Source organism: Paraburkholderia denitrificans, assembly GCF_042655705.1.
Taxonomy (GTDB): domain Bacteria; phylum Pseudomonadota; class Gammaproteobacteria; order Burkholderiales; family Burkholderiaceae; genus Paraburkholderia; species Paraburkholderia denitrificans.
Genome location: NZ_JBHSMP010000028.1, coordinates 23,877 through 46,659, shown reverse-complemented (window position 1 = coordinate 46,659; position 22,783 = coordinate 23,877). Strand labels below are relative to the sequence as shown.

The 22,783-nt window shown below is 66.3% G+C and carries 18 protein-coding genes; 10 read left to right on the top strand and 8 right to left on the bottom strand.

Annotated elements, in window-relative coordinates:
- The first annotated feature begins 3 nt into the window (after positions 1-3).
- From glyS to ACFPTO_RS19855, 4 genes are all read left to right on the top strand, one after another.
- Complete coding sequence (gene glyS, locus ACFPTO_RS19870; RefSeq protein WP_377713993.1) at positions 4-2,103, top strand: glycine--tRNA ligase subunit beta; 2,100 nt, start codon at positions 4-6, stop codon at positions 2,101-2,103.
- A 30-nt stretch (positions 2,104-2,133) separates the two neighbouring features.
- Positions 2,134-2,697: a D-glycero-beta-D-manno-heptose 1,7-bisphosphate 7-phosphatase gene (gene gmhB / locus ACFPTO_RS19865; RefSeq protein ID WP_377713991.1), complete on the top strand. Its 564-nt coding sequence runs from the start codon at positions 2,134-2,136 to the stop codon at positions 2,695-2,697.
- 107 nt (positions 2,698-2,804) lie between these two features.
- A complete protein-coding gene (locus ACFPTO_RS19860) occupies positions 2,805-3,566 on the top strand; it encodes a lysophospholipid acyltransferase family protein (protein WP_377713989.1) in 762 nt (253 codons plus the stop codon).
- Positions 3,567-3,645: 79 nt separating this feature from the next.
- Complete coding sequence (locus tag ACFPTO_RS19855) at positions 3,646-4,503, top strand: M48 family metallopeptidase (RefSeq protein WP_377713987.1); 858 nt, start codon at positions 3,646-3,648, stop codon at positions 4,501-4,503.
- Positions 4,504-4,692: 189 nt separating this feature from the next.
- Here the strand turns inward: ACFPTO_RS19855 and gloA are convergent, their stop codons facing one another.
- Positions 4,693-5,076: a lactoylglutathione lyase gene (gloA, locus tag ACFPTO_RS19850; RefSeq protein ID WP_377713985.1), complete on the bottom strand. Its 384-nt coding sequence runs from the start codon at positions 5,074-5,076 to the stop codon at positions 4,693-4,695.
- Positions 5,077-5,257: 181 nt separating this feature from the next.
- Between gloA and panE the strand changes: the two genes are divergently transcribed.
- Positions 5,258-6,202: a 2-dehydropantoate 2-reductase gene (gene panE / locus ACFPTO_RS19845; RefSeq protein WP_377713983.1), complete on the top strand. Its 945-nt coding sequence runs from the start codon at positions 5,258-5,260 to the stop codon at positions 6,200-6,202.
- 91 nt (positions 6,203-6,293) lie between these two features.
- Positions 6,294-7,253, top strand: coding sequence for a DMT family transporter (locus ACFPTO_RS19840; protein ID WP_377713981.1), 960 nt, complete (start codon positions 6,294-6,296; stop codon positions 7,251-7,253).
- A 120-nt stretch (positions 7,254-7,373) separates the two neighbouring features.
- Here ACFPTO_RS19840 and rsmA read toward each other — a convergent pair whose 3' ends face one another.
- From rsmA to ACFPTO_RS19820, 4 genes are all read right to left on the bottom strand, one after another.
- Positions 7,374-8,207 (bottom strand): 16S rRNA (adenine(1518)-N(6)/adenine(1519)-N(6))-dimethyltransferase RsmA, encoded by an 834-nt coding sequence (gene rsmA, locus ACFPTO_RS19835; protein ID WP_377713979.1) that lies wholly within the window; start codon positions 8,205-8,207, stop codon positions 7,374-7,376.
- 15 nt (positions 8,208-8,222) lie between these two features.
- Complete coding sequence (gene pdxA, locus ACFPTO_RS19830; protein ID WP_377713977.1) at positions 8,223-9,281, bottom strand: 4-hydroxythreonine-4-phosphate dehydrogenase PdxA; 1,059 nt, start codon at positions 9,279-9,281, stop codon at positions 8,223-8,225.
- A gap of 12 nt (positions 9,282-9,293) precedes the next feature.
- Positions 9,294-10,694, bottom strand: a complete 1,401-nt coding sequence (locus tag ACFPTO_RS19825; protein ID WP_377713975.1) for a peptidylprolyl isomerase — start codon at positions 10,692-10,694, stop codon at positions 9,294-9,296.
- Between the two features lie 99 nt (positions 10,695-10,793).
- The gene (locus ACFPTO_RS19820) at positions 10,794-13,163 is read right to left on the bottom strand and encodes an LPS-assembly protein LptD (protein WP_377713973.1); all 2,370 of its coding nucleotides are present in this window, start codon (positions 13,161-13,163) and stop codon (positions 10,794-10,796) included.
- A gap of 223 nt (positions 13,164-13,386) precedes the next feature.
- On the opposite strand from ACFPTO_RS19820, the gene ACFPTO_RS19815 reads away from it, so the two are divergent.
- Together ACFPTO_RS19815 and murU are read left to right on the top strand one after the other, a co-directional pair.
- Entirely contained in the window at positions 13,387-14,457 is a 1,071-nt protein-coding gene (locus tag ACFPTO_RS19815; RefSeq protein WP_377713971.1) for an aminoglycoside phosphotransferase family protein, read from the top strand.
- 59 nt (positions 14,458-14,516) lie between these two features.
- Positions 14,517-15,218, top strand: a complete 702-nt coding sequence (gene murU, locus ACFPTO_RS19810) for an N-acetylmuramate alpha-1-phosphate uridylyltransferase MurU (RefSeq protein WP_377714078.1) — start codon at positions 14,517-14,519, stop codon at positions 15,216-15,218.
- A gap of 102 nt (positions 15,219-15,320) precedes the next feature.
- Here the strand turns inward: murU and ACFPTO_RS19805 are convergent, their stop codons facing one another.
- Entirely contained in the window at positions 15,321-17,204 is a 1,884-nt protein-coding gene (locus ACFPTO_RS19805; protein ID WP_377713969.1) for an ABCB family ABC transporter ATP-binding protein/permease, read from the bottom strand.
- Between the two features lie 297 nt (positions 17,205-17,501).
- On the opposite strand from ACFPTO_RS19805, the gene ACFPTO_RS19800 reads away from it, so the two are divergent.
- The gene (locus ACFPTO_RS19800; RefSeq protein ID WP_293033334.1) at positions 17,502-17,897 is read left to right on the top strand and encodes an acyl-CoA thioesterase; all 396 of its coding nucleotides are present in this window, start codon (positions 17,502-17,504) and stop codon (positions 17,895-17,897) included.
- 77 nt (positions 17,898-17,974) lie between these two features.
- Here the strand turns inward: ACFPTO_RS19800 and ACFPTO_RS19795 are convergent, their stop codons facing one another.
- The gene (locus tag ACFPTO_RS19795) at positions 17,975-21,130 is read right to left on the bottom strand and encodes a sensor domain-containing protein (RefSeq protein ID WP_377713967.1); all 3,156 of its coding nucleotides are present in this window, start codon (positions 21,128-21,130) and stop codon (positions 17,975-17,977) included.
- A gap of 214 nt (positions 21,131-21,344) precedes the next feature.
- Positions 21,345-21,827, bottom strand: a complete 483-nt coding sequence (locus tag ACFPTO_RS19790; RefSeq protein WP_377713965.1) for a nitrate reductase associated protein — start codon at positions 21,825-21,827, stop codon at positions 21,345-21,347.
- Between the two features lie 113 nt (positions 21,828-21,940).
- On the opposite strand from ACFPTO_RS19790, the gene fdhD reads away from it, so the two are divergent.
- Positions 21,941-22,765, top strand: coding sequence for a formate dehydrogenase accessory sulfurtransferase FdhD (gene fdhD / locus ACFPTO_RS19785; RefSeq protein WP_377713963.1), 825 nt, complete (start codon positions 21,941-21,943; stop codon positions 22,763-22,765).
- Positions 22,766-22,783: the final 18 nt, after the last annotated feature.

The window sequence follows — 22,783 nt, the reverse complement described above, 5'->3', positions numbered from 1 at the left end:
ACAATGACCCAAGCTCATCACGCCACTCTCCTCGTCGAACTGCTGACCGAGGAACTGCCGCCGAAAGCGCTCGCGCGCCTCGGCGACGCGTTCGCCGAAGGCATCGCGCAGCGCCTTGCCGCACGCGACCTGATCGAAGGCGATCTCTCCTTCGAACGCTACGCCACGCCGCGCCGCCTCGCGGTGACGATCAAGAACGTGCGCAGCGTCGCCCCCGAAAAGCAGGTGCGCGAAAAAGTGCTGCCGGTCACGGTTGCGCTCGACGCCAACGGCCAGCCCACCGCGCCGCTCGCGAAGAAGCTCGCGGCGCTCGGCTTCCCCGACACCCCGGTGAGCGAGCTGGAGCGCGCGTCGGACGGCAAGAACGAAGCGTTCTTCCTGAATTACGCGGCGCCGGGCGCGACGCTCGCCGACGGCCTGCAGGCCGTGCTCGACGAAGCGCTCACGAAGCTGCCCATTCCGAAGGTCATGACGTACCAGCGCCCGGACGACACCAACGTGCAGTTCGTGCGCCCGGTGCACCGTCTCACGGTGCTGCACGGCGACAAGATCGTGCCGGTGACGGCGTTCGGCATCGATGCCGGCGACACGACGCGCGGCCACCGCTTCCTGTCCGAAGGCCCGATTGCGATCACGCGCGCCGACGACTACGCGCACACGCTGCAGCATAAGGGCTTCGTGATCGCGAGCTACGCGGACCGCCGCGAATCGATCCGCTCGCAGCTGATCGCCGCCGCACTGACCGACACGGTCGTGATGCCCGACGCACTGCTCGACGAAGTGAATTCGCTCGTCGAATGGCCGGTGGTGTACGCCTGCAAGTTCGAGGACGAATTCCTGCAAGTGCCGCAGGAATGCCTGATCCTCACGATGCAGACGAACCAGAAGTACTTCGCGCTCACCGACGCCGAAGGCCGCCTGCGCTCGCGCTTCCTCATCGTCTCGAATATCGCGACCGATACGCCGGTCGAAATCGTGGAAGGCAACGAGCGCGTCGTGCGCCCGCGTCTGGCCGACGCCAAATTCTTCTTCGAGCAGGACAAGAAGAAGCCGCTCGCACAGCGCGTGCCGCTGCTCGCGAACGTCGTGTATCACAACAAGCTCGGCTCGCAGCTTCAGCGCGTGGAGCGCCTCGAAGCGCTCGCGGGCGAAATCGCGCAGCTGTGCGGCGCCGACGTCGCGCTCGCGAAGCGCGGCGCGCGCCTCGCGAAAGCGGACCTGCTGACCGACATGGTCGGCGAGTTCCCCGAGCTGCAAGGCACGATGGGCACCTACTACGCGCGCCACGACGGCGAAGCCGAAGAAGTGGCGCTCGCGTGCTCCGCGCACTACCAGCCGCGCTTCTCCGGCGACGCACTGCCGGGCACGCCCACGGGCACGATCGCCGCGCTCGCGGACAAGCTGGAAACGATCGTCGGCATCTGGGGTATCGGCCTCGCGCCGACCGGCGAGAAAGACCCATTCGCGCTGCGCCGCCACGCGCTCGGCGTGCTGCGCATTCTGGTCGAGAAGCAGTTGCCGCTCGACCTCGTCGAACTGCTGCGCGCTGCCGCTGCGCAATTCGCGAACATCCCGGCCGTGACCGATTCCACCGACGCGATCTACGAGTTCTGCATGGACCGCCTGCGCGGCCTGCTGCGCGAGCGCGGCTACGCCGCCGCCGAAGTCGACGCGGTGCTCGCGCTGAACCCCACGCGCCTCGACGACATCGTCGCGCGCCTCGACGCCGTGCGCGAATTCGCGGCGCTCGCGGAATCGGCGTCGCTCGCGGCGGCGAACAAGCGCATCTCGAACATCCTCAAGAAGTCCGATGGCGCCGGGGATGCGGGTGTGCAGATCGCGCTCTTCGTCGAAGCCGCCGAAAAAGCGCTCCATGCCCAGCTCGAAGCTGTCACGCCGCGTGTCGAAACGCAGCTCGCCGCCCGCGAGTACACGGGCGCGCTCACCGCGCTTGCGGCGCTGCGCGAGTCCGTGGACATGTTCTTCAACGATGTGATGGTCAACGCCGAAGACCCGGCGCTGCGGGCCAACCGCCTCGCGCTGCTCAAGGCGCTGCATCGCCAGATGAACAGCGTTGCGGACATTTCGCGGCTCGCCGCGTGATGCCCCGAACCCACCACTGAGCGCGACGCCATGCCGACCAGTCCCAGCAGAAAGCTCGTGATCCTCGACCGCGATGGCGTGATCAACCTCGATTCCGAGGCGTTCATCAAGTCGCCGGACGAATGGGTCGCGATTCCGGGCAGCCTCGAAGCGATTGCACGCCTGAACCAGGCGGGCTATCGCGTCGCGGTGGCGTCGAATCAGTCGGGCATCGGCCGCGGCCTGTTCGACACGGCTGCGCTCAACGCCATGCATGCGAAGATGCACCGCCAGGCTGCCGCCGTGGGCGGTCGCATCGACGCGGTGTTCTTCTGCCCGCACACCGCGCAGGACCACTGCGACTGCCGCAAGCCGAAGCCCGGCATGCTGAAGATGATCGCGGAGCGCTTCGAAATCGATCCGGAAGACACGCCGGTTGTCGGCGACTCGCTGCGCGACCTGGAAGCCGGCGCCGCGCTCGGCTTTCGCGCGCACCTCGTGCTGACCGGCAAGGGCGAGAAGACGCTTGCAGCGGGCGGCCTGCCCGAAGGCACGCAAGTCCACGCCGACCTGCGCACGTTCGCACTCGACTTCCTGACGAAAGAGCGCGTCTGAACACGTCCAGGCGCGTCTGAGCACGTCTGACCCGACGCAACACTAACCTCACAGGCTGCGGCGCACACAAGCTGCGCGCCGCACGCCACTCCCCTCCGGCCCGACCGATGCGCTTTCTCCGTTCCCTGCTGCTCTTCATCTACCTCATCGTATTCACGGCGCCGTACGCCACGGCATGCATGCTGGTGTTCCCGTTCATGAACGCCGAACGGCGTTACTGGATGGCGGTGGGCTGGTGCCGCACCACGCTCTTCGTGGCGCGCTGGCTGAACGGCATCCGCTATCGCGTCGAGGGCATGGAGAACCTGCCGGACGGGCGGGCGGTAGTGCTCGCGAAGCACCAGTCCGCATGGGAAACGATCGCGCTGCCCGCGCTGATGCCGCGCCCGCTGTGCTACGTGTTCAAGCGCGAACTGCTCTACGTGCCGTTCTTCGGCTGGACGCTCGGCCTCCTGAAGATGGTTCATATCAACCGCAAGGAAGGCAAGGCCGCATTCGAATCGGTGACGCGCCAGGGCAAGTTGCGCATGGACGAAGGCGCGTGGGTCATCATGTTCCCGGAAGGCACGCGCACGCAGGTCGGCAAGCAGGGGAAGTACAAGAGCGGCGGTGCGCGCCTCGCTATCGAAACGGGCGCGCAGGTCATACCGGTCGCGCACAATGCGGGCCACGTCTGGCCCCGCAACTCGTTCACGAAATATCCGGGTATAGTCACGGTGTCGATCGGCAAGCCGATCGACACGGCCGGACTCTCGCCCGATGAAGTGAATACGCGCGTCGAAAAATGGATCGAAGCCGAAATGCGCCGCATCGATCCCGACGCGTATCGCGTGACGAAAAACGCGTCTGCGAACCCCGCACAGATCTGAAGCGCGCGGGTGGTTCGGCGATACGCCTCGCCCTTCACGCGCAGCACGTGGCACCCGCTCAATCGCACCAGACCTGACGATGCAGAAGTCCTCCACGCCGCGGCCCGCTGCGGCGCTCGACAACCGTCAACTCGATCTGCCGCTCTTCGCCGAGCCGGCGTCGCCTGCTACATCCACCACGCCTGCCTTACCGTCCAGCGCGCCGCTCGCGCCGGACGGCACGAAGCTGCGCACGCTCGTCCTGGGCGCGCGAACGCTGCACTATCGGCTCAAACGCTCGTCACGGCGCTCGATCGGATTTGCGATCGACGGCACCGGGCTCGCGATCACGGCGCCGCGCTGGGTCACGCTCGCGGATGTCGAGAATGCCATCGCCGAGAAACAGCGCTGGATTTTCGCCAAGCTCGCCGAATGGCAAACGCGCGTCGAGCAGCGCGCGCTGCCGCGCATCGAATGGAACGATGGAGCCGAGCTGCCTTATCTCGGCAAGCCCGTGCGGGTCGTGCTGGGTGCGCGGCACCTGGAATTCGACGAAGCCACGCGCGTGCTGGCGCTGCCACTGCCGCCGCATGCCGATCCGCAGCAGATCAAGGATCGCGCGCTCGGTTGGCTGCAGGGCGAGGCGAAGCGCATTTTCGGCGAGCGGCTCGCGCTCTACGCCGCGCGGCTTGGCGTGACGTTTCGCTCATATGCGCTTTCTTCGGCGGCGACGCGCTGGGGAAGCTGCTCCAGCGAAGGACGCATCCGCCTCAACTGGCGGCTCGTGCACTTTCCCCTTTCCATCGTCGATTATGTCGTCGCGCACGAACTGGCTCACCTGCGCGAAATGAACCATAGCCCGAGGTTCTGGCAAACCGTCGAGTCGATTTTTCCCGAGTTTCGCGAAGCCCGAAAGGCGCTCAGGCAGCATCCGCCGGAGATGGTGCCGGGCGTGTAAGCGGTCCGCTGGCTGTATTTTTGGTGGCCGCGTTCGCCGCTGCCAGACAATACGCGATTATCTGGACTGCAGATTAATCGCGAGCCACCGGAACCAGATGAGTAGCCGACGCTGCGTATAGCGTCAGCCATCAAACGCAACCGGCGCCGGAACGATCCGGCGCCGCATTACAGCACCTACGGCGCGTCCTTACTTCTTCTGGATGAACTCGATCTTGTAGCCGTCCGGATCGGTCACGAACGCGATCACGGTGGTGCCGTGCTTCATCGGCCCAGCCTCGCGCACGACGGTGCCGCCCTGCGCCTTGATCTTCGCGCAGGCCGCGTAGGCGTCGTCGACTTCCACCGCCAGGTGACCGAAACCCGTCCCCAGATCGTATGAAGGCGTATCCCAGTTGTGGGTCAGCTCGATCACGGCGCCATCGCGCTCGTCGGTGTAGCCGACGAACGCCAGCGTGAATTTGCCTTCGGGAAAGTCGTGGCGGCGCAGCAGTTTCATACCGAGCAGTTCGGTGTAGAACTTGATCGAGCGATCGAGATCGCCAACCCGGATCATCGTGTGAAGCAGGCGCATCGTGAACTCCGTTTTGCCGTCGTCAAAAACCGGACTCTACCAAAATCCCGTCCGCCCTGCCCACGCCGGACCGGCAAGCTTCCCCGATTTGCACTAGCATGAACGCCATCCCGAATTTGCCACGTGCAGCAGGCAAACCATACAGTCGAAGTCGAGACGTTGATCGACTCAAGGAGAAGACATGCGGATTCTGGTAGTGGGAGCAGGGGCGACGGGCGGTTACTTCGGCGGGAGACTGGCCGCCGCCGGGCGCGACGTGACATTCCTCGTACGGCCCGCGCGTGCGGCACAGTTGCGCGAACACGGTCTCGTGATCCGCAGCCGCTTCGGCGACCTCACGCTGCGCGACGTCAAAACCGTCACGCAGGACGCACTGAAAGCGCCGGGCGCACAGCCATTCGATGTCGTGCTGCTCAGTTGCAAGGCCTACGATCTCGACAGCGCGATCGACTCGTTCGCGGCGGGCGTCGGCCCCTCGACGCTGATCCTGCCTCTCCTGAACGGCATGCGCCACCTCGACGTGCTGCAGGCGCACTTCGGCACGCGAGCCGTTCTCGGCGGCGTTTGCGTGATTGCCGCGACACTGAACGAGCAACGCGAAATCGTGCATCTGAACGACATGCACGCGATCACCTTCGGCGACCTCGGAGGCGGCATCTCGACGCGCGCACAGGCCATCGCCGATACGTTCTCCAACGCGGGTTTCAACGTCGAGGCGAGCGAACGCATTCTCCAGGAGATGTGGGAAAAGTGGGTGTTCCTCGCATCGCTTGCGGGCGCAACGTGTCTCTTTCGCGCGTCGGTCGGCACGATTCTCGCCACGCCCGATGGCGAAGCGACTGTCGAGCGCCTCTTCGCCGAGTGCCGCGCGATTGCTGGCGCGAACGGCCACGCGGTACGCGACGCGTTTGTCGCCCGCGCGCGCTCGATGCTCTTCGCGCCTGGCTCGCCATTCACGGCTTCGATGTTGCGCGACGTGCAGAACGGCTCGCAAATCGAGGCCGATCACGTGCTCGGCGATTTGATCCGGCGCGGCGGTGCAGCGCAGAACGGCGACGCAATTTCAGTGCTGCGCATCGCCTATAGCCACTTGAAGGCCTACGAGGCACAACGCACCGCCGCGTAAGTACCCTTAAGCGCCCAGCGCGGGGGCATCATTATTGAATGCGCGCGCAGTTTGATATCTTATCGGTCCGACCACAGCCGTCCGCCGACCGATGAGCACAATCGCCCTGCCCGCGCGCCGCGCACCCGACAGCCAGGCTGTGATCCTGATGATCGTGCTCTGCGCGATCTGGGGCCTCCAGCAAGTCGCCATCAAGAGCGCCAATGCGATGCTGCCGCCGGTATTTCAGGCAGGGCTGCGCTCGGCGATTGCCGCCGTGCTCGTGTGCGGCTTCGCACGCGCGCGCGGCACGCCGCTCTTTCGCGAGGACGGCACGCTGGCCGCGGGTCTGCTCGCGGGCGTGCTGTTCGCGGGCGAGTTCATCTGCATCTTTCTCGGCCTGACGATGACAAGCGCGTCGCGCATGGCCGTGTTCCTTTACACCGCACCCTGCTTCACGGCGCTCGGCCTGCACTGGTTCACGCCTGGCGAGCGCATGAGGCGCACCCAGTGGATCGGGATTGCGGTGGCGTTTGCGGGCATGGCGCTCGCCTTCGCGGATGGTTTCGTGCGCAACGGGACAAACAGCGGTGCGGGCAGCGCGAACGATCTGCACGCGATGCTCACCGGTCTCGCAGGCGATGCGCTCGGTGTGCTCGGCGGCGCGCTGTGGGCCGCGACGACCGTCGTCGTACGCACCAGCACGCTCGCTCATGTGAGTGCGAGCAAGGTGCTCTTCTATCAACTGGCGGTGTCGGCGCTCGTGCTGCTTGCGCTCGCTGCCGGTCTCGGTCAGATGGAGGTCCGCACCGTCACACCGCTTGCGGTCATGGCGATCGGCTATCAAGCCGTGGTGGTCGCGTTCGCGAGCTATCTCGCGTGGTTCTGGCTCCTCACGCGCTATATGGCGTCGCGGCTTTCGGTGTTCTCGTTCCTCACGCCGCTTTTCGGCGTCACGTTTGGCGTGCTGCTGCTCGGCGAATCGTTCAGCAGCCGCTTTCTCGCCGCCGCGCTGCTCGTGCTGGCCGGAATCGCGCTCGTCAACACGCCCGCGAAAGCGAAGCAAAGCTGAAGCGCACCGCGCGCTGGTGCGGCTTGTGTGTCGGTTTTTCTGTTCCGGCCCGTCCGAAAACGACTGCGGGCGCTTTCGCGCCCGCATGGTCTGTCCAGCTTGTGCCGACTCGCGCCGCAATCAGCCGGGCGTCTGCGCTTCCCTGCCCAGTGCCTGCGCGATGCTCACATACTCTTGCACGGGCACATCCTCGGCGCGGCGCGCGAGATCGAAACCGAGTCCCTCGAAATCCACGCGCTCGCGATACGCACCCAGCGTGTTGCGCAGCATCTTGCGCCGCTGCGAGAACGCGGCGGTCACGAGATCGCCGAGGATCGCGTCATCGACAACCGGCAGTTCGTGCGGCGCATACGGAATCATGCGGACAATCGCCGAATCGACCTTCGGCGGCGGCTGAAACGATTCGGGCGGCACGTCGATGAGCTTGTCGATGACATAGCGGTACTGCAGCATCACCGTGAGGCGGCCGAACGCCTTGCTGCCCGGCTCGGCGACCATGCGCTCGACCACTTCGTTCTGCAGCATGAAGTGCTGATCGATCACACACGGCGCGAACGTCGCGAGGTGAAACAGCAGCGGGCTCGAAATGTTGTACGGCAGATTGCCGACGATCCGCAGCGACGGCTTCCCGCCAGGCGCCGCGAGCGAGCCGAAATCGAACGAGAGCGCGTCGCCCGCGTGGAGTTCGAGCAGCGCGCCGAACTTCTTCGTGAGCCGCGCAATCAGGTCGCGGTCGAGCTCGACCGCGTGCAGCGGCGATTCGGGCGTGGCGAGCCGCTCGATCAGCGGCTCGGTGAGCGCGCCAAGGCCCGGCCCGATCTCGACCATGCGTTCGCCGCGCTGCGGGCGAATGGTGTTGACAATGGCGTTGATCACGCCCATGTCGACAAGAAAGTTTTGCCCGAAGCGCTTGCGCGCAAAGTGGCCCTGGTGCTGTCTGCTGCTATTGGACATCGTCTGGAAAATCAGTCAGGAGGCGCGGGTATGACGAAAGCGCGCCATCGAAACGGCGGCGTCGACGGCGGCAATCAGGCTGCCCGCATCGGCACGGCCCGTTCCGGCGAGATCGAGCGCGGTGCCGTGATCCACCGACGTACGGATGATCGGCAGACCGAGCGTCACGTTAATGCCTTCGCCGAACGTCGCGTATTTCAGGACCGGCAGGCCCTGGTCGTGGAACATCGCCAGCACGCAATCGGCTTCGTTGAGGTAGCGCGGCTGGAACAGCGTATCGGCGGGATAGGGACCGCGCGCGTCGATCCCGGCCGCAACGGCCGCCTTGAGCGCGGGTGAAATCGTGTCGATCTCTTCGCGGCCCAGGTAGCCGTTTTCGCCCGCGTGCGGATTGAGCCCCGTCACTAGGATGCGCGGCTGCGGCACGCCGAAATGGCGGCGCAGGTCGTGGTCGATTATGCGCAGCGTCTCGACGAGCGAGTCGATCGTCAGCGCGGCGGGGACGTCCTTGAGCGGCAGATGCGTCGTCGCGAGCGCCACGCGCAGCGGCCGTGCGCCGGTGCCCGCGAGCATCATCACGACGCGCGGCGTATGCGTGCGCTCCGCCAGATATTCGGTGTGACCGGTGAACGGCACACCGGCATCGTTGATCGTGCTTTTTTGCAGCGGTGCGGTGACAATCGCGTCGAACGTCCGCGCCATCGCGCCGTCGATCGCACGGTCGAGCAGCGCGAGCACGTAGCGGCCATTGGCGGCATCGAGCTTGCCTGCCTGCGCCGGCGCCGCGAGCGGCACATGCTCGACGCGCACGCGCGAACCCGCGCCAATCGTGCAGAGTGCAGCCCAGTCGACGTTCACGGCGGCGGCGCGCGCCGCCAGCAGGTCCGCGTCGCCCAGTACGACAAACTCCGCATCGGGCCAGTGCGCGGCCGCGCCCGCGAGCGCCATCGCAGTCAGTTCAGGACCGACGCCGGCGGGCTCGCCGGTGGTGATGGCAATACGGAGAGGCTGGGGGACAGACTGCGGCCCCCGCGGAGCCGGCGTGGCCGACGACGAGGTTGCGGGGGCGTTCACGGCGCGATTCCTTTAGTGCTGCGGCGGCGTCATGCCGCTGATCTTGTAGTCGACGTAGGCGCTGTCGCGCAGTTCGCGCAGCCAGTCGGCGTAGGCGCGCTCCGCCTTGCGCTGGCCGATGGCCTGGCGCGCGATGTCCATCTGCTGCGAGACCGAGCCTTCGGCGTCGCGGCGGCCGAGCACCTGGATCAGGTGGTAGCCGTATTCGGTGCGGACCGGATCGCTGACCTGGCCGTCCTGCAGCGTGTTCATGGCGCGTTCGAATTCGGGCACGGTTTCGCCCGGGCTGACCCAACCGAGATCGCCGCCCTGCGAGGCCGAACCGTCCTGCGAGTAGCTGCGCGCGAATTTCTCGAAATCGCCGCCTGCCTGCAGTTCACGCTTGATTTCGAGAAGCTTCTGGCGCGCTTCCGGCTCCGACGTGCCTTCGCCGACGCGCAGCAGGATGTGGCGCACGTGCGTCTGCACGAGCTTCGGCGCATCGGCGGACGTGCCGCGGCCCGCGCGTCGATCGACGAGACGGATGATCTCGAAACCGTCGTTGGTGCGGATCACCGACGGGCTCACCTCGCCCGGGCGCAGCATCGATGCGGCCGTCACGAATTCGGCGGGAAGCTTCTCCGGCGGCAGAAAGCCCATGTCGCCGCCCGCTTTCGCTTCCGGCGCCTGCGAGTTCGACTTCGCGAGGCTCGTGAACTTGCTGCCCCCGAGGGCTTCCTTGAGCAACGCGTTAGCCTTGGCCTGCGCGGCCTCGATGTCCGTCTGCGATGCGTTGAGCGGCGCCTTGATCAGGATGCGCTCGAAGCGCAGGTCGTTTTGCTGACCCGCGTTCGGCCCGCGCTGGCTCGCGATGTAGTTCACGACTTCCGCGTCCGAGACCGAGATCTTGCTGTCCACTTCGCGCTCGCGCAGCTTCGAGAGCGTGAGTTCGGTGCGCGCGTCGTTCATGAACGTGCTCCAGGGCACGCCCGCTGCCTCGATACGCGAGCGGTACGTGGCAAGGTCCATGCCGTTGACCTGGGCGAGGCGTTCGAGCGTGCGCTGCACGGCGGTATCGTCGACGACGATGCCGTCTTCCTTCGCCTTCTGGAGCTGGATGCGCTCGATCACCATCTGGTTGAGCACCTGTGAGCGCAGCTGGTCTGTCGGCGGCACGGGCGCTTTCTGCTGGGTCAGGCGGCGCGCGATCATTTCGGCGCGCTCATCCAGTTCGCGCTGCGTGATCACGCCGTTGTTCACGACGGCGGCAATCGTGTCGACCATCTGGCCGGAATCGGCCGCATGGCTCGTGGAGGACTGGCCCGATCCGGCGGGCAGCGCCTGCGCTTGCGCCGGGGCGACCGGCGCGAGAACGGCGGCGGCGAGGAAAGTCGCAGCGAAAGCTGACAGGCGAAGCTTGTTCATCATTCCCACAGATACTCCAATGTTGGCGGGCAGCTTCGCCCGTCTCTATGCAACCGACCCCACGTTGCCCCGCGCGTCCCGGTCCGGGAAAACGCGGCGGATCACGCGTTATTGATAATCCGTGAAGCGCGACGGCACAGGCGGCTGGCCGGGCAGCGGCGTGTAGCCCGGCACGCTGGCGCGGAACGCCGCCACCAGCCCGTTGTCGACGTCCGACAGCCCCTTGAGCGTGAGTTGCGCGAGGAACCGCGTCGCCGAGTTTTGACCGCCCGTCGTATTGACCCCGTTAGCGTAGCGCTGCAGGCCGACGCCGAGCGCCCAGCAATCGGCGTCGTACTGCAAGCCGACCAGCCCGTCGACGAGGCGCGCGCCGTTCACGTCGTAGTTGAAGCGGCCCACAGCGTACACCCGGTGCGAGAGCGGCCATTGCGCCGAGATCAGGATCTGGTTGATTGGCTGGTTGTCGAGCGTCGTGTTCGCGCGCGTGTAGCGGTACGCGACATTCAACACGCGGCTCGTCCCCGGGCTGTAGCCGAATCCGACGCTCGCCTTCGTGAGCTGTTCGTTGTCGGCATTATATTGGAACGCCGTTTCCGAAGCGAAACCCGCCCCGAGCTTCAACGACGCGCCCGCGATCAGGTCCGAATGCGTGGCCTGCTCGGTCGTTTCGGTCGGCAACAGCGTGACGCGCTGATCCCGGAAGTAGTACTGCTGCGCGAGCACGAAGCGCGCGCGCTCGTCGCCCGTGGCCGCGTCGATGAAGCGTGTGGTGATCGCGGCAGTGATGCGGTTGGCGTCGGCGATGCGGTCGTTGCCGACGAACGTGTTCGGCGTGAAGATTTCCGCGAGTCCGAAGTCGGACTCGGCCGTGTCGAAGAGCGGCGCGAAGCTCTGGTTCCGGTACGGCGTGTACACGTAGTACAGGCGCGGTTCCAGCGTCTGGATGTAGTCCCGGCCGAACAGGTGCACCGAGCGGTCGAACACGAGCCCCGTGTCGAAGCTGAAGGTCGGCACCGATTCGGTGAAGTTCTTCGGCTGTCCGGCCGGCGAGCCCGAACCGATGTTGCTGAGGTCGTACGACGCGAAGTGCCACTGCACCTTCGGCGTGACGAAGTAGCCCGGCCCGATCAGCGAGTACGACAGGTACGGATTGAAGACGACGCGGTCGCCTTCGGTCATGTCCGAACTCGTGATGCGAAAGCGCGAGTAGTCGGCTTCCGCGCCGTAGTCGAAGCCCCCGACGTTGTACTTCGCGTACTGGACGTTCAACTGGGGCTCGCGGCCATACGGCGCCGCGGTCGGCTCGAGCGTCTGCCAGTGCTGGATGCGTCCGAGCACCGACCACGGGCCGTTGTTGTAGGTCAAGCCCGCTTCCTGCTGATACAGCAGCTGCGTGCCGTTCAGGAACTGGTTGACCGGTGACGCCAGGTCTTCCGGATAGGTGTTGTCCGAGACCCGGTTGTAGTAGATGTACCCGCCGAAGCCGCCGCCGAAGTTCTGGTTGTGCTGGATGAACACCGCGTAGCGGTTCGACTTCGTGATCGCGTCGTCGGGCAGGAACGTGCCGGTGATCGTGCCGCTGTAGTTGGTCGACAGATACCGGTAGGCGGCCTCCGTGAACACGCCGCGCTTCGAGATCAGTTCGGGCGTGAGCGTCAGGTCGCGGTTCGGCGCGATGTTGAAGTAATACGGCAGCGCGATCTCATAGCCGTTCGTCGAGCTGACCGAAAAAGTGGGCGGCAACAAGCCGCTGCGGCGGTCGCCCGACAGCGGAAACGTCAGCCACGGGCTCGCGAAAATCGGCACGTTCTGGAAGAACAGCACGCTGTTGTGCGCCACGCCTTCGTCCGCGCCGGTGTCGAAGTCGAACTCGCTGCCCTTGATGTACCACGCCGGGTTCGTCGAGCACCGGCATGCCGTATAGGTTCCGTTCGTGAGTACCGAACGCTCGCTGTCGAGCAGGTCCGCGCGCTCGGCGCTGCCGGAGCCGCCCGTCAACGTGAAGTGATACTTCGGCGCGGGCATGAAGCCTTCGTTGGCTTCGACTCTCAGGTGAGCTTCAGGGCCCGTGAACGTCGCGCCACTCTGGGAGACCACGACGTGGCCGTACGCGGCGGCGGTGTCGGTGTCGACGTCGTAGTGCAGCGCCTCGCCCTTCACGATATTGGTGCCCTGGCGCAGTTCGGCCGAGCCCCTGAGAGCGATGTCGGTGTTGGCGGTGCCTGTGGTCGAGTCGCCGAGCACGAACGTGGCCGGGCGCTGCCCGGACACATTCGGGTGAACTTCGAGTTGCGGCGCGAGGCGCAGGCTCAACGGGCCGTCCAGCGGCTCGGGCTGCGCGGCGGCGCCCGACAGCTGGGCGTGCGCCAGCACGGGTATCAAACCCGGCACGGCCACGAGTGCCGCGATGAGCCGCCGCTTGCCCGGCACGCCGTCGTCACTGCTGGAGATCGTCTGGAAAAACTGTCTGGGCGGCATTTATGGTTTTGGCGAATCGGCACGGCCGTCTGCCCGGTCCAGCGCTGCCTCGTACCTCTCGCGCCGGCGCGAGGCGAGGCCCGGCTGCACGTCCGGTTACCCTTCATCGTTCGATCAAGGCGGCGTACGAACCGTCACGTGGGCTTTGGCGCGAGTCGCGTCAAAAAAGTCGTGGGGTATTATATGGCAAGACGTTGATCCACTGATTTTGCCCCCGGTTTTCATGACCTCGACCGCCGCACCCCGTTTAGACGATACCCCCGCCGATTCCCGGCACGCCCTGCTCGCCGCCTGGCTCGCCCGCCACGCAGACCGTTATGCCCTCGACCTCGCCACGCTCGTCCCGGCGTCCTCCGACGCGAGCTTCCGGCGCTACTTTCGCATCGCCAGCAGCAATAGCAGCGGCGCGCACGGCGCGTCGCTGATCGCCGTCGATGCGCCACCGCCCGAAAAATGCCGCGAATTCGCCCAGATCGCCGATCTGCTCGCCGCAGCGGGCGTGCATGTGCCGCGCGTGCTGGAAGTGGACTTCGAAGCGGGCCTGATGCTCGTGACCGATCTCGGCGCCGCACCGTATCTGCAGGCGTTGCAGGAAGCCGGCCCTGGCCCGCGCTCGCGCGAACTGATGCGCGACGCACTCGATGCGCTGATCCGCTGGCAGCTGTCGTCGCGCGAAGACGTGCTGCCGCCGTTCGACGAAGCGTTTCTGCGCCGCGAAATGGAGCTGATGCCCGAGTGGTATCTGCAACGCCATCTCGGCCGCGAAATCGACGAGGCCACGCGCGGCGTGCTCGATCGCACCTTCGCGCTGCTCGTGGCGAATGCGCGCATGCAGCCGCAGGTGTTCATGCTGCGCGATTTCATGCCGCGCAACCTGATGATCGCAACGCCGAATCCGGGCGTGCTTGACTTCCAGGACGCGGTGTACGGACCGATCACGTACGACATCGCGTCGCTGCTGCGCGACGCGTTCATCAGCTGGGACGAGGAATTCGAACTCGATTGCGTCGCGTGGTACTGGGAGCGCGCCAAAAAGGCTGGGCTGCCCGTCAACGCCGACTTCGGCGAGTTCTACCGCCAGCTCGAATGGATGGGCCTGCAGCGGCACATCAAGGTGCTCGGCCTCTTCTGCCGCATCAACTACCGCGACGGCAAGGCGCACTACATGGCCGACCTGCCGCGCTTCCTCGGCTACGCAAGCAAGGTCGCGCATCGCTACCGGCCGCTGGCGGCGTTCGCGCGGCTCATCGACGAGCTGCAGGGCGCGAGCGTCGAAACCGGCTATACCTTCTGACCATGCCCGTCCATGACGAGATTCACTTGATGAGCCGCGCCCGCTTCGAGCGCACGGCGATGATCTTCGCAGCCGGGCGCGGCGAGCGCATGCGCCCGCTCACCGACACCTGTCCCAAACCGCTGCTGAGCGTCGGCGGCAAACCGCTGATCGCCTGGCAGATCGAACGGCTCGCGGCGGCCGGTTACACGAAGATCGTGATCAATCACGCGTGGCTCGGCGACCGGATCGAGGCGGCGCTCGGCGACGGCGAGCAATTCGGCGTCGCGCTGCGCTACTCGCCCGAGTGTGAAGCACTGGAGACGGCGGGCGGCATCGCCGCAGCGCTGCCGCTCCTCGAAGCGAACGGCGAACCGGCGGTGTTCCTCGCCGTGAGCGGCGACGTCTACAGCGAATTCGACTTCGCGCGACTCGACGCGCGCGCCGAAGCACTCGCCGCGCAGCCCGAGCCGCATATGCACCTCGTGATGGTCCCGAATCCGCCGTTCCATCCCAACGGCGATTTCACCCTCGGCGCCGATGGCTTGCTCGCCGCCGACGGAGCGCCGCGCTACACCTTCGGCAATATCGGGCTCTATGACACGCGCATGTTCCGTGCGCTCGCGCGCGGCACGAAGCGCGCGCTCACACCGTACTACCGCGAGAGCATCGCGCAGCGGCGCGCGAGCGGCGAGCTTTACGAAGGACACTGGGAAAACGTCGGCACGCCCGCGCAACTCGCGGCGCTCGACGAAGCATTGCTGGCCCGGCAGCACGGTTAAAGCGCAGCGGGCGGCCCGTGCATGCTGCATGGGCTGCATGGGCCGCCTGAGCCACACGCAAGCGCCACGCACAACCCGCGCCCAATCCACCCGCCGCGCGCCTCACTTCCCGCCCGCAGGCTCCGCCATCTGTCCGGCCGGCTCGCCCGACTTCTGCTGCTGGAGCGCCCACATCTGCGCATAGTGGCCACTCACGCGCAGCAATTCGGCATGCGTGCCGCGCTCGACGATCCGCCCATGATCCATCACGATGATCTGCTCGGCGTGCACGACCGTGGAGAGCCGGTGCGCGATCACGAGCGTCGTGCGCTCGCGCGCGATGTTGTCGAGTTCCTGCTGGATCGCGCGCTCCGAGCGCGAATCGAGCGCCGAGGTCGCCTCGTCGAACAGCAGGATCGGCGGATTCTTCAGCAGCGTGCGCGCAATCGCGACACGCTGCTTCTCGCCGCCCGACAGCTTCAGTCCACGCTCGCCGACCGGCGTGTCATAGCCCTTCGGCAGCGTCTCGATGAACGCGTGAATATGCGCCGCGCGCGCCGCCGCGATCACTTCGTCGCGACTCGCATCGGGCCGCCCGTACGCGATGTTGTAGTAGATCGAGTCGTTGAACAGCACCGTATCCTGCGGCACGATGCCGATCGACACACGCAGCGTCTCCTGCGTGACGTCGCGGATATCCTGGCCGTCGATCGTGATCGCGCCGCCCGTCTCGCGTTCGAGATCGTAGAAGCGGAACAGCAGGCGCGCGAGCGTCGACTTGCCCGAGCCGCTGTGGCCCACCACCGCCGTCGTCGTGCCGGCGGCAATCGTGAAGCTCACGTCGTGCAGGATCTGTCGCGACGGCTCATAGGCGAAGCTCACGCGCGAGAAACGCACTTCGCCGCCGCGCACGGCAAGCTGCGGTGCATCCGGCGCGTCGGCGACTTCGCGCGAGACCGTGAGCAGCGTGAACATGCGGTCCATGTCGGTGAGGCTCTGCTTGAGTTCGCGATACACCGCGCCGAGAAAATTCAGCGGAATGTAGAGCTGCAGCATGAACGTGTTGATGAGCACGAGGTCGCCGAGCGTGAGCCTGCCCGCCATCACGCCTTGCGTCGCGCGCCACAGGATGAACACGAGCCCCGTGCCGATGATCGTCTGCTGCCCGAAATTCAGCGCCGAGAGCGACTGCTGCGACTGGATCGCAGCCGTACGATAGCGCTGCAGATTTTCGTCGTAACGCTTCGCTTCCCACTCTTCGTTGCCGAAATACTTGACGGTCTCGTAGTTGAGCAGCGAGTCGATGGCGCGCGAATTCGCGCGCGAATCGAGTTCGTTCATGGTGCGGCGAAAGTGCGTGCGCCACTCGGTCACCCGCACCGTGAACACGATGTACACGACGAGCGCGATGAGCGTGACGATCGCGTAATACGCCTCGTACTTCACGACCAGGAAGCCGAGCACGAGCCCCACTTCCACGAGCGTCGGCAAGATGCTGTAAAGCGAGTACGAAATGAGCTGCATGATGCCGCGCGTGCCGCGCTCGATGTCGCGCGACATGCCGCCCGTCTGCCGGTCGAGATGGAAGCGCAGCGACAGCGCGTGCAGATGGCGGAACACCTTGAGCGCAAGCAGGCGCACGGCGCTCTGCGTCACCTTCGAGAACAGGATCTCGCGCAGTTCGGTGAAGAGCGACGTCGAGAGCCGCACGGCCGCGTAGGCGATCACGAGCATCCCGAGCCCGCTGACGAGCACGATGCCGGGCGCGTTCTGTTCGCGCCCGAGCGCCGCGAGTTGGCGCACCGCGGCGAGATTGTCGACGATGTGCTTCATCACGATCGGCACGCCGAGGTTCGCGACCTTCGCGCCGATCAGGCACGCGAGCGCGAACGCCACGCGCCACTTGTAGGCCGTGAGATACGGCAGCAGCGAGACGATCGTCTGCCAGTCGTTGCGCGGGCCGACGGCGGGCAGCGCGGGTTCGTTGGAGGACGGGAAACGGCGCATGGGCGAAAGCGGGGCGTGAAGGCGTATTCGGGGCGTTGGCGGCGTTGCGGACAACGGGTTCGGCGGGGCGTTCGGCGGGCGTCCGGCTGGAAGCGCGCAGTCTACATTGGCCAGCCGCAAGCCCGCTTTCTCGTACCGCTTTCTCGTACAATTCCTAGTCCCGGTATTGTCGCAGAACGCTGCACACGCCGCTGAGGCCCGCCAACCGGCGCATTTTAGTCGTACATTAGGCGCACCTTCCGCGTACCTCAGGCGCGCGAACGCCCCGACGTTTCCCCCCTTTTTTGTGGATTACCGATGAACGACGCCCAGCCGCTCCCCCAACAACCGCCCGCCTTGCGCGTCATGCCGCAGCCCTCGGACGCGAACGTCCACGGCGACGTCTTCGGCGGCTGGATCATGTCGCAGGTCGACATCGCCGGCTCGATACCGGCGAGCCGCCGCGCGAACGGCCGCGTCGCGACCGTCGCGGTGAACTCGTTTCTCTTCAAGCAGCCGGTGTTCGTCGGCGATCTGCTGAGTTTTTACGCCGAGATCGTGAAGACGGGCAGGACGTCGGTGACCGTCGAAGTCGAGGTGTACGCCCAGCGCATGCGTCTCGCCGATGAGGTCGTCAAAGTCACCGAAGCGACGCTCACCTACGTCGCCACCGGCAACGACCGCCGCCCGCGCCCGCTGCCGCCGCTCGAGTAATACCTGCCGGGGCGCGACGCAAGCGCCCCGCGCCGCCTTTACGTCGATACGTCACGTCGATACGTCACATCGGTGCGTCAGCACACCCACGCGACCCCACGGCTTTCGACCTGCGTGGCGCTCGCGCGCAGCAATCGCTCGATATCTTCGCCCGGCAGCGCCGGCGCAAAGAAGAAGCCCTGCATCTCCTCGCACGCGCGCTCGCGCAGGAACTCGAACTGCACGGTCGTCTCCACGCCCTCCGCGATCACCTTCAACTGCAATTCGTGTGCGAGCGCGATGATCGCGGCCGTGATCGTCTGATCGTCGCCGTTCGTGCCGATATCCGCCACGAACGACTGGTCGATCTTCAGCCGGTCCACGGGCAGGCGCTTCAGGTAGCTCAGGCTCGAATAACCGGTGCCGAAGTCGTCGATCGCAAGGCCGATCCCAAGCTCATGCAGTTCGTTGAGCATCGATACCGCTTCCTCCGCGTTGCGCATGAGCGCGCTCTCGGTGAGTTCGAGTTCGAGGTAGCAGGGATCGAGTCCGGTTTCGGCCAGCACTTCCGTCACCACTTCGGCGATATTGCGCTGATGGAATTCGCGCGCCGACACGTTGACCGACATGCGCACGGGCAGGAGCCCCGCGCGCTGCCACGCGCGGTTCTGGCGGCAGGCCTCGCGCAGCACCCAGTCCGTCAACGGACCGATCAGGCCGCTCTCCTCCGCGACCGGGATGAACTTCGCGGGCGGCACGAGCCCCGAATCGGGATCGAACCAGCGCACCAGCGCCTCCATGCCGATGATCCGCCCCGTTTCCACCTCGACCTGCGGCTGGTAGTGCAGCTTGAATTCGCCGTCGCGCAGCGCGCGGCGCAGGCGCCGTTCGAGGTTCATGCGCACGTCGACGTTCGCGTTCATCTCCGGCTGGAAGAACTGGAACGTGTTGCGCCCCATGTCCTTCGCGCGGTACATCGCGACGTCAGCCTTCTTGAGCAGCGATTCCGCGTCGTCGCCGTCCTGCGGATACAGGCTCGCGCCCATGCTGCAGCCGATGTACAGCTCCGTGCCGTCGACCCACACCGGCTCCGAGATGATCGCGCGCGCGTGCTCCATCCAGCCGACCAGCGCGCGCTCGCCGACGACATCGGTGAGCACGATCACGAACTCGTCGCCGCCGTGGCGCGCCACGGTGTCGCCCGCGCCCACGCAGCGCACGAGCTGCTCGGCGACCACGGCGAGCAGCCGGTCGCCGACGCTGTGGCCGAGGCTGTCGTTCACGTGCTTGAAACCGTCGAGGTCGACGAACACCACGGCGACGCTGCGCGCTTGCCGCTGCGCGGCCATGAGCGCCTGCTGCAGGCGGGTGCGCAGCAGGTTACGGTTGGGCAGCATCGTGAGGCTGTCGTAGTTCGCCTGATATTCGAGCTGCTCCTGATAGCGGATCAGCTCAGTGACGTCGTTGATGATGCCGATGTGGTGCGTGGTGCGGCCATCGACGCCGGGCACCGGCGCGATCAGCAGCTGGTTCCAGAAGAGCGCGCCGTCCTTGCGGTAATTGCGCAGCACGGCGCTCACCTCGCGGTCCGCGACGAGCGCCTTTCGGACCGCGACGAGTCCGTCCTGGTTGCGATCGTCGCGCTGCAGCAAGCGGCTGTCGAGGCCGAGCACTTCAGCCGGATCGTAGCCCGTGATGCGCCTGAACGCCGGGTTCGCGTATTCGATCAGATTGCTGCCGTCCAGCCCCGGCGCCGTGATGAGAATGGCGTTCACGCAGGCATCGAGCGCGCGGCTTTGCAGGCGCAGCGCGAGATCCGCACGCTTGTGCGCAGTGGTGTCGGTGTAGGTGCCGAGCACGCCGATCACGCGGCCCTCGCCGTCGAGCATCGGCAGCTTGCTCGAAAGCCTCGTCTTGTGCTCGCCGCGGATCACGAGGTCCTGCTCGAAGTTGATGTTCGGCAGCCCCGATTCGAGCACCTCGAGATCCTGCCCGCGCAGGGCCGCCGCGTAGGTGCTCCACGGCATTTCATCGTCGGCCTTGCCGACCACCTGCTCGGGGTACGCGAGGCCCGCGTCGCGCGCGAACGCCATGTTGCAGCCGAGATAGCGCGATTGAGCATCCTTCCAGAAGATGCGCTGCGGAATGTTGTCGATGACCGTTTCGAGCATCTGGTTCGAGCGCTGGGCTTCGGCTTCGGCCATGATCTGGTCGGTGACGTCGTCGGCGAGCACGAAGACGGCGGCGCGGCCGACAAAGGTCAGCGCATGGTGCGACACATCCGCGCTGATGATCGAGCCGTCGCGGCGCCGGTGATGCCAGATGCCCGCCATCGTGCGCACGTTCGGCGTGAGCGTGTCCGAGCGCGTGAGGTGCTGTTCGAGGCGCGAGACGTCTTCGGGCGGGCGGATGTCGCGGATCGTCATCGTCAGAAATTCTTCTTCGCTGTAGCCGTACTGCTGGATGGCCGCCGCGTTGACGGCGAGAAAGCGCAGCGACTCGCGGTCGAAGACGTACATCGGCACGGGGTGCGCGTCGAACAGACCCTGGAAGCGCTCGCCGCGCGTGCGCACGCCGCGCAGCAGCTCGCGAGCCGCATTCTCGCGCGCGGCGAAGGTGTAGATGAGCACGGTGACGCCCGCCAGCATCGTCACGACCAGCATCAGCAGCGTGCGGCTCGCCGAGCGGGCCGCTTCGCTGAGCGCACCGGCCAGTGCGAGATCCTCCGAGCTTTGGAGCCCCGCAAGCTTCGCGTTGAGCTGGTGGGTGCGCGCGTCGAGCCGAATGTAGTCGCTCGCGAGCGAAGCGCGGGCTTCGCCGACGATGGCGGGCGCGCTGGCGCCTTGCGCATCGGCCAACAGCCGGGCGTCGCGCGCCAGCGCGTCGTCGATGTCGTGCTCGAGCGCAATCGCTTCGGGCGCCACCGCGTCGAACCGGCCGGCAAGCTCGGGATTGTTCGCAAGCTCCGCGCGCGCCGATCGCACGATTTCGTCGAGTAGCGCGGCCCGCCCGGCGCGCGCACCGGGCGCCTCCTGCTCCCCGGTCGTCTGCAGGCGGGCGAGCACACCGATCGCGCCGGTCAGCGCATCGCGCACGCGTGCGATGTCATGCCTCACGCGCGAGGCGCGCGCGGCCTGCGTATCGATCTCGCGCTGCAAACCGATCTGCGACCACGCGACGAACGCGTTGGCCCCGATGGCTGCCACGACGACCGCCAGATTGATGAGCTGGCGTCTGGAAAAAAGAGGATTCATTGTGTGCCGAACGTCGTTCGTCCCTCGGACCGTGTACGCGGGACGAATGAAAACGACCTGCGCGCGAATGGCCGGCGTCTACTGCACCATACCGAATAACGGCACGCTTTCGGCGAGGCTTGAGAGCCAGGGGCTGGAAAATTCGGCGGGAATACTCGGCGGCGCCAGGACGGCGCTCGCCGGTGACGGGACTCAGACGGCCCCCGGACGTGATTTAAGCGCCCGCTGCAAGCCCGAACTCGCGCATGGCGGGAACAAAATCGTGGTTGCTCTCGGGCTTGCGGGCGAGCTTGGCGAGCACGTAGCGCTGGAACGGCGCAAGCCGCGCCCACGCTTCGAGGTCCGGCGCGGCGAGGCTCGCGAGCGCCGCCTGCTGCGCGATGCCGCCCGGCACGGCGTTGATGTCGCGCCAGGCCGGTGCTTCGTCGGGCTCGAACCACTCGGGCTCGACATTTGCGTGCGTGCGCAGCATTTCGAAGAGCGCGTGGTCGAAATTGGGCTCGGTCGCGATGTCTTCGTCGACGGGAAAGCGTGCGAGCAGCCTGCGATCCTCCAGCGGCAGCAACTGCCACTGGGAAAGCGAGATGCGCAGGCCGAAACGGTCCAGATTGAAGCGCACGCACATGGGAATGTAGGTGAGGTTTTCCGACGATTCGACTTCGAACCGGAACAGAAGCGGAGCGGCGTTCAATGTCATGGCGGTATCCTCGCAAGGCGGACGTATGCTGGAGGCGCCCGCTTGAGGTATTTTAGAGCCTTCCGCGCGGCGCGCGAGCACGCGGCGCGAGGCCAGAATCCGGAGTATCACGCTTGAACCCATTAGAAACAGAAGACCAGCCCGGCACGATCCGGCTGCATGTGCGCCGGCACGACAGCGGGGCGGTCGAAACGCGCGCCGACTACGTCTGCCAGGAATGGCCCGTCGCGCTCGTGTTCAACGGCATCTCGCATGCCGTGATGATGTGCACCCCTTGCGATCTGGAAGCGTTTGCCGTGGGCTTCGCGATTTCGGAGGGCATCGTCGCACGCAATGCGGACATCCAGGACATCGAGGTCATCCTTCACGAAGATGCCGACCTGCCGCACGCCGAGGTCCGTCTCACGGTCGTCCAGCAGGCCTTTGCCGGGCTCAAGCAGAAGCGCCGCGCGCTCGCCGGCCGCACGGGCTGCGGCGTGTGCGGCGTCGAGAGCATCGACCTGCTCGAACTGCAGCCCGAGCGCGTGCCCGACACGGGCTTCGTCGAGCATCTCGCGCCCGGCGCCATCGCACGCGCCGCGCACGAGTTGCCGGAACATCAGGCGCTCACGAAGCTCACCGGCGGCCTGCATGCAGCCGCCTGGTGCGACGCGCAGGGCGCGATCCTTTGCGCATTCGAAGACGTCGGCCGCCACAACGCGCTCGACAAACTCATCGGGCAACTTGCGCTCGGCCGCATCGACCCGCAGCAAGGCTTCGTATTCCTGTCGAGCCGCGCGAGCTACGAGCTGGTGCGCAAGGCGGCGCGCGTCGGCATCCCGATGCTCGCGACGATCTCCGCGCCCTCCTCGCTCGCCATCGCCATCGCGCAGCGCGCCGGTCTGCGTCTCGTGAGCTTCTGCCGCGAATCCGGTTATATCGACTACGAGGTTCGCTAAAAGCGGACGCTGCAAGCG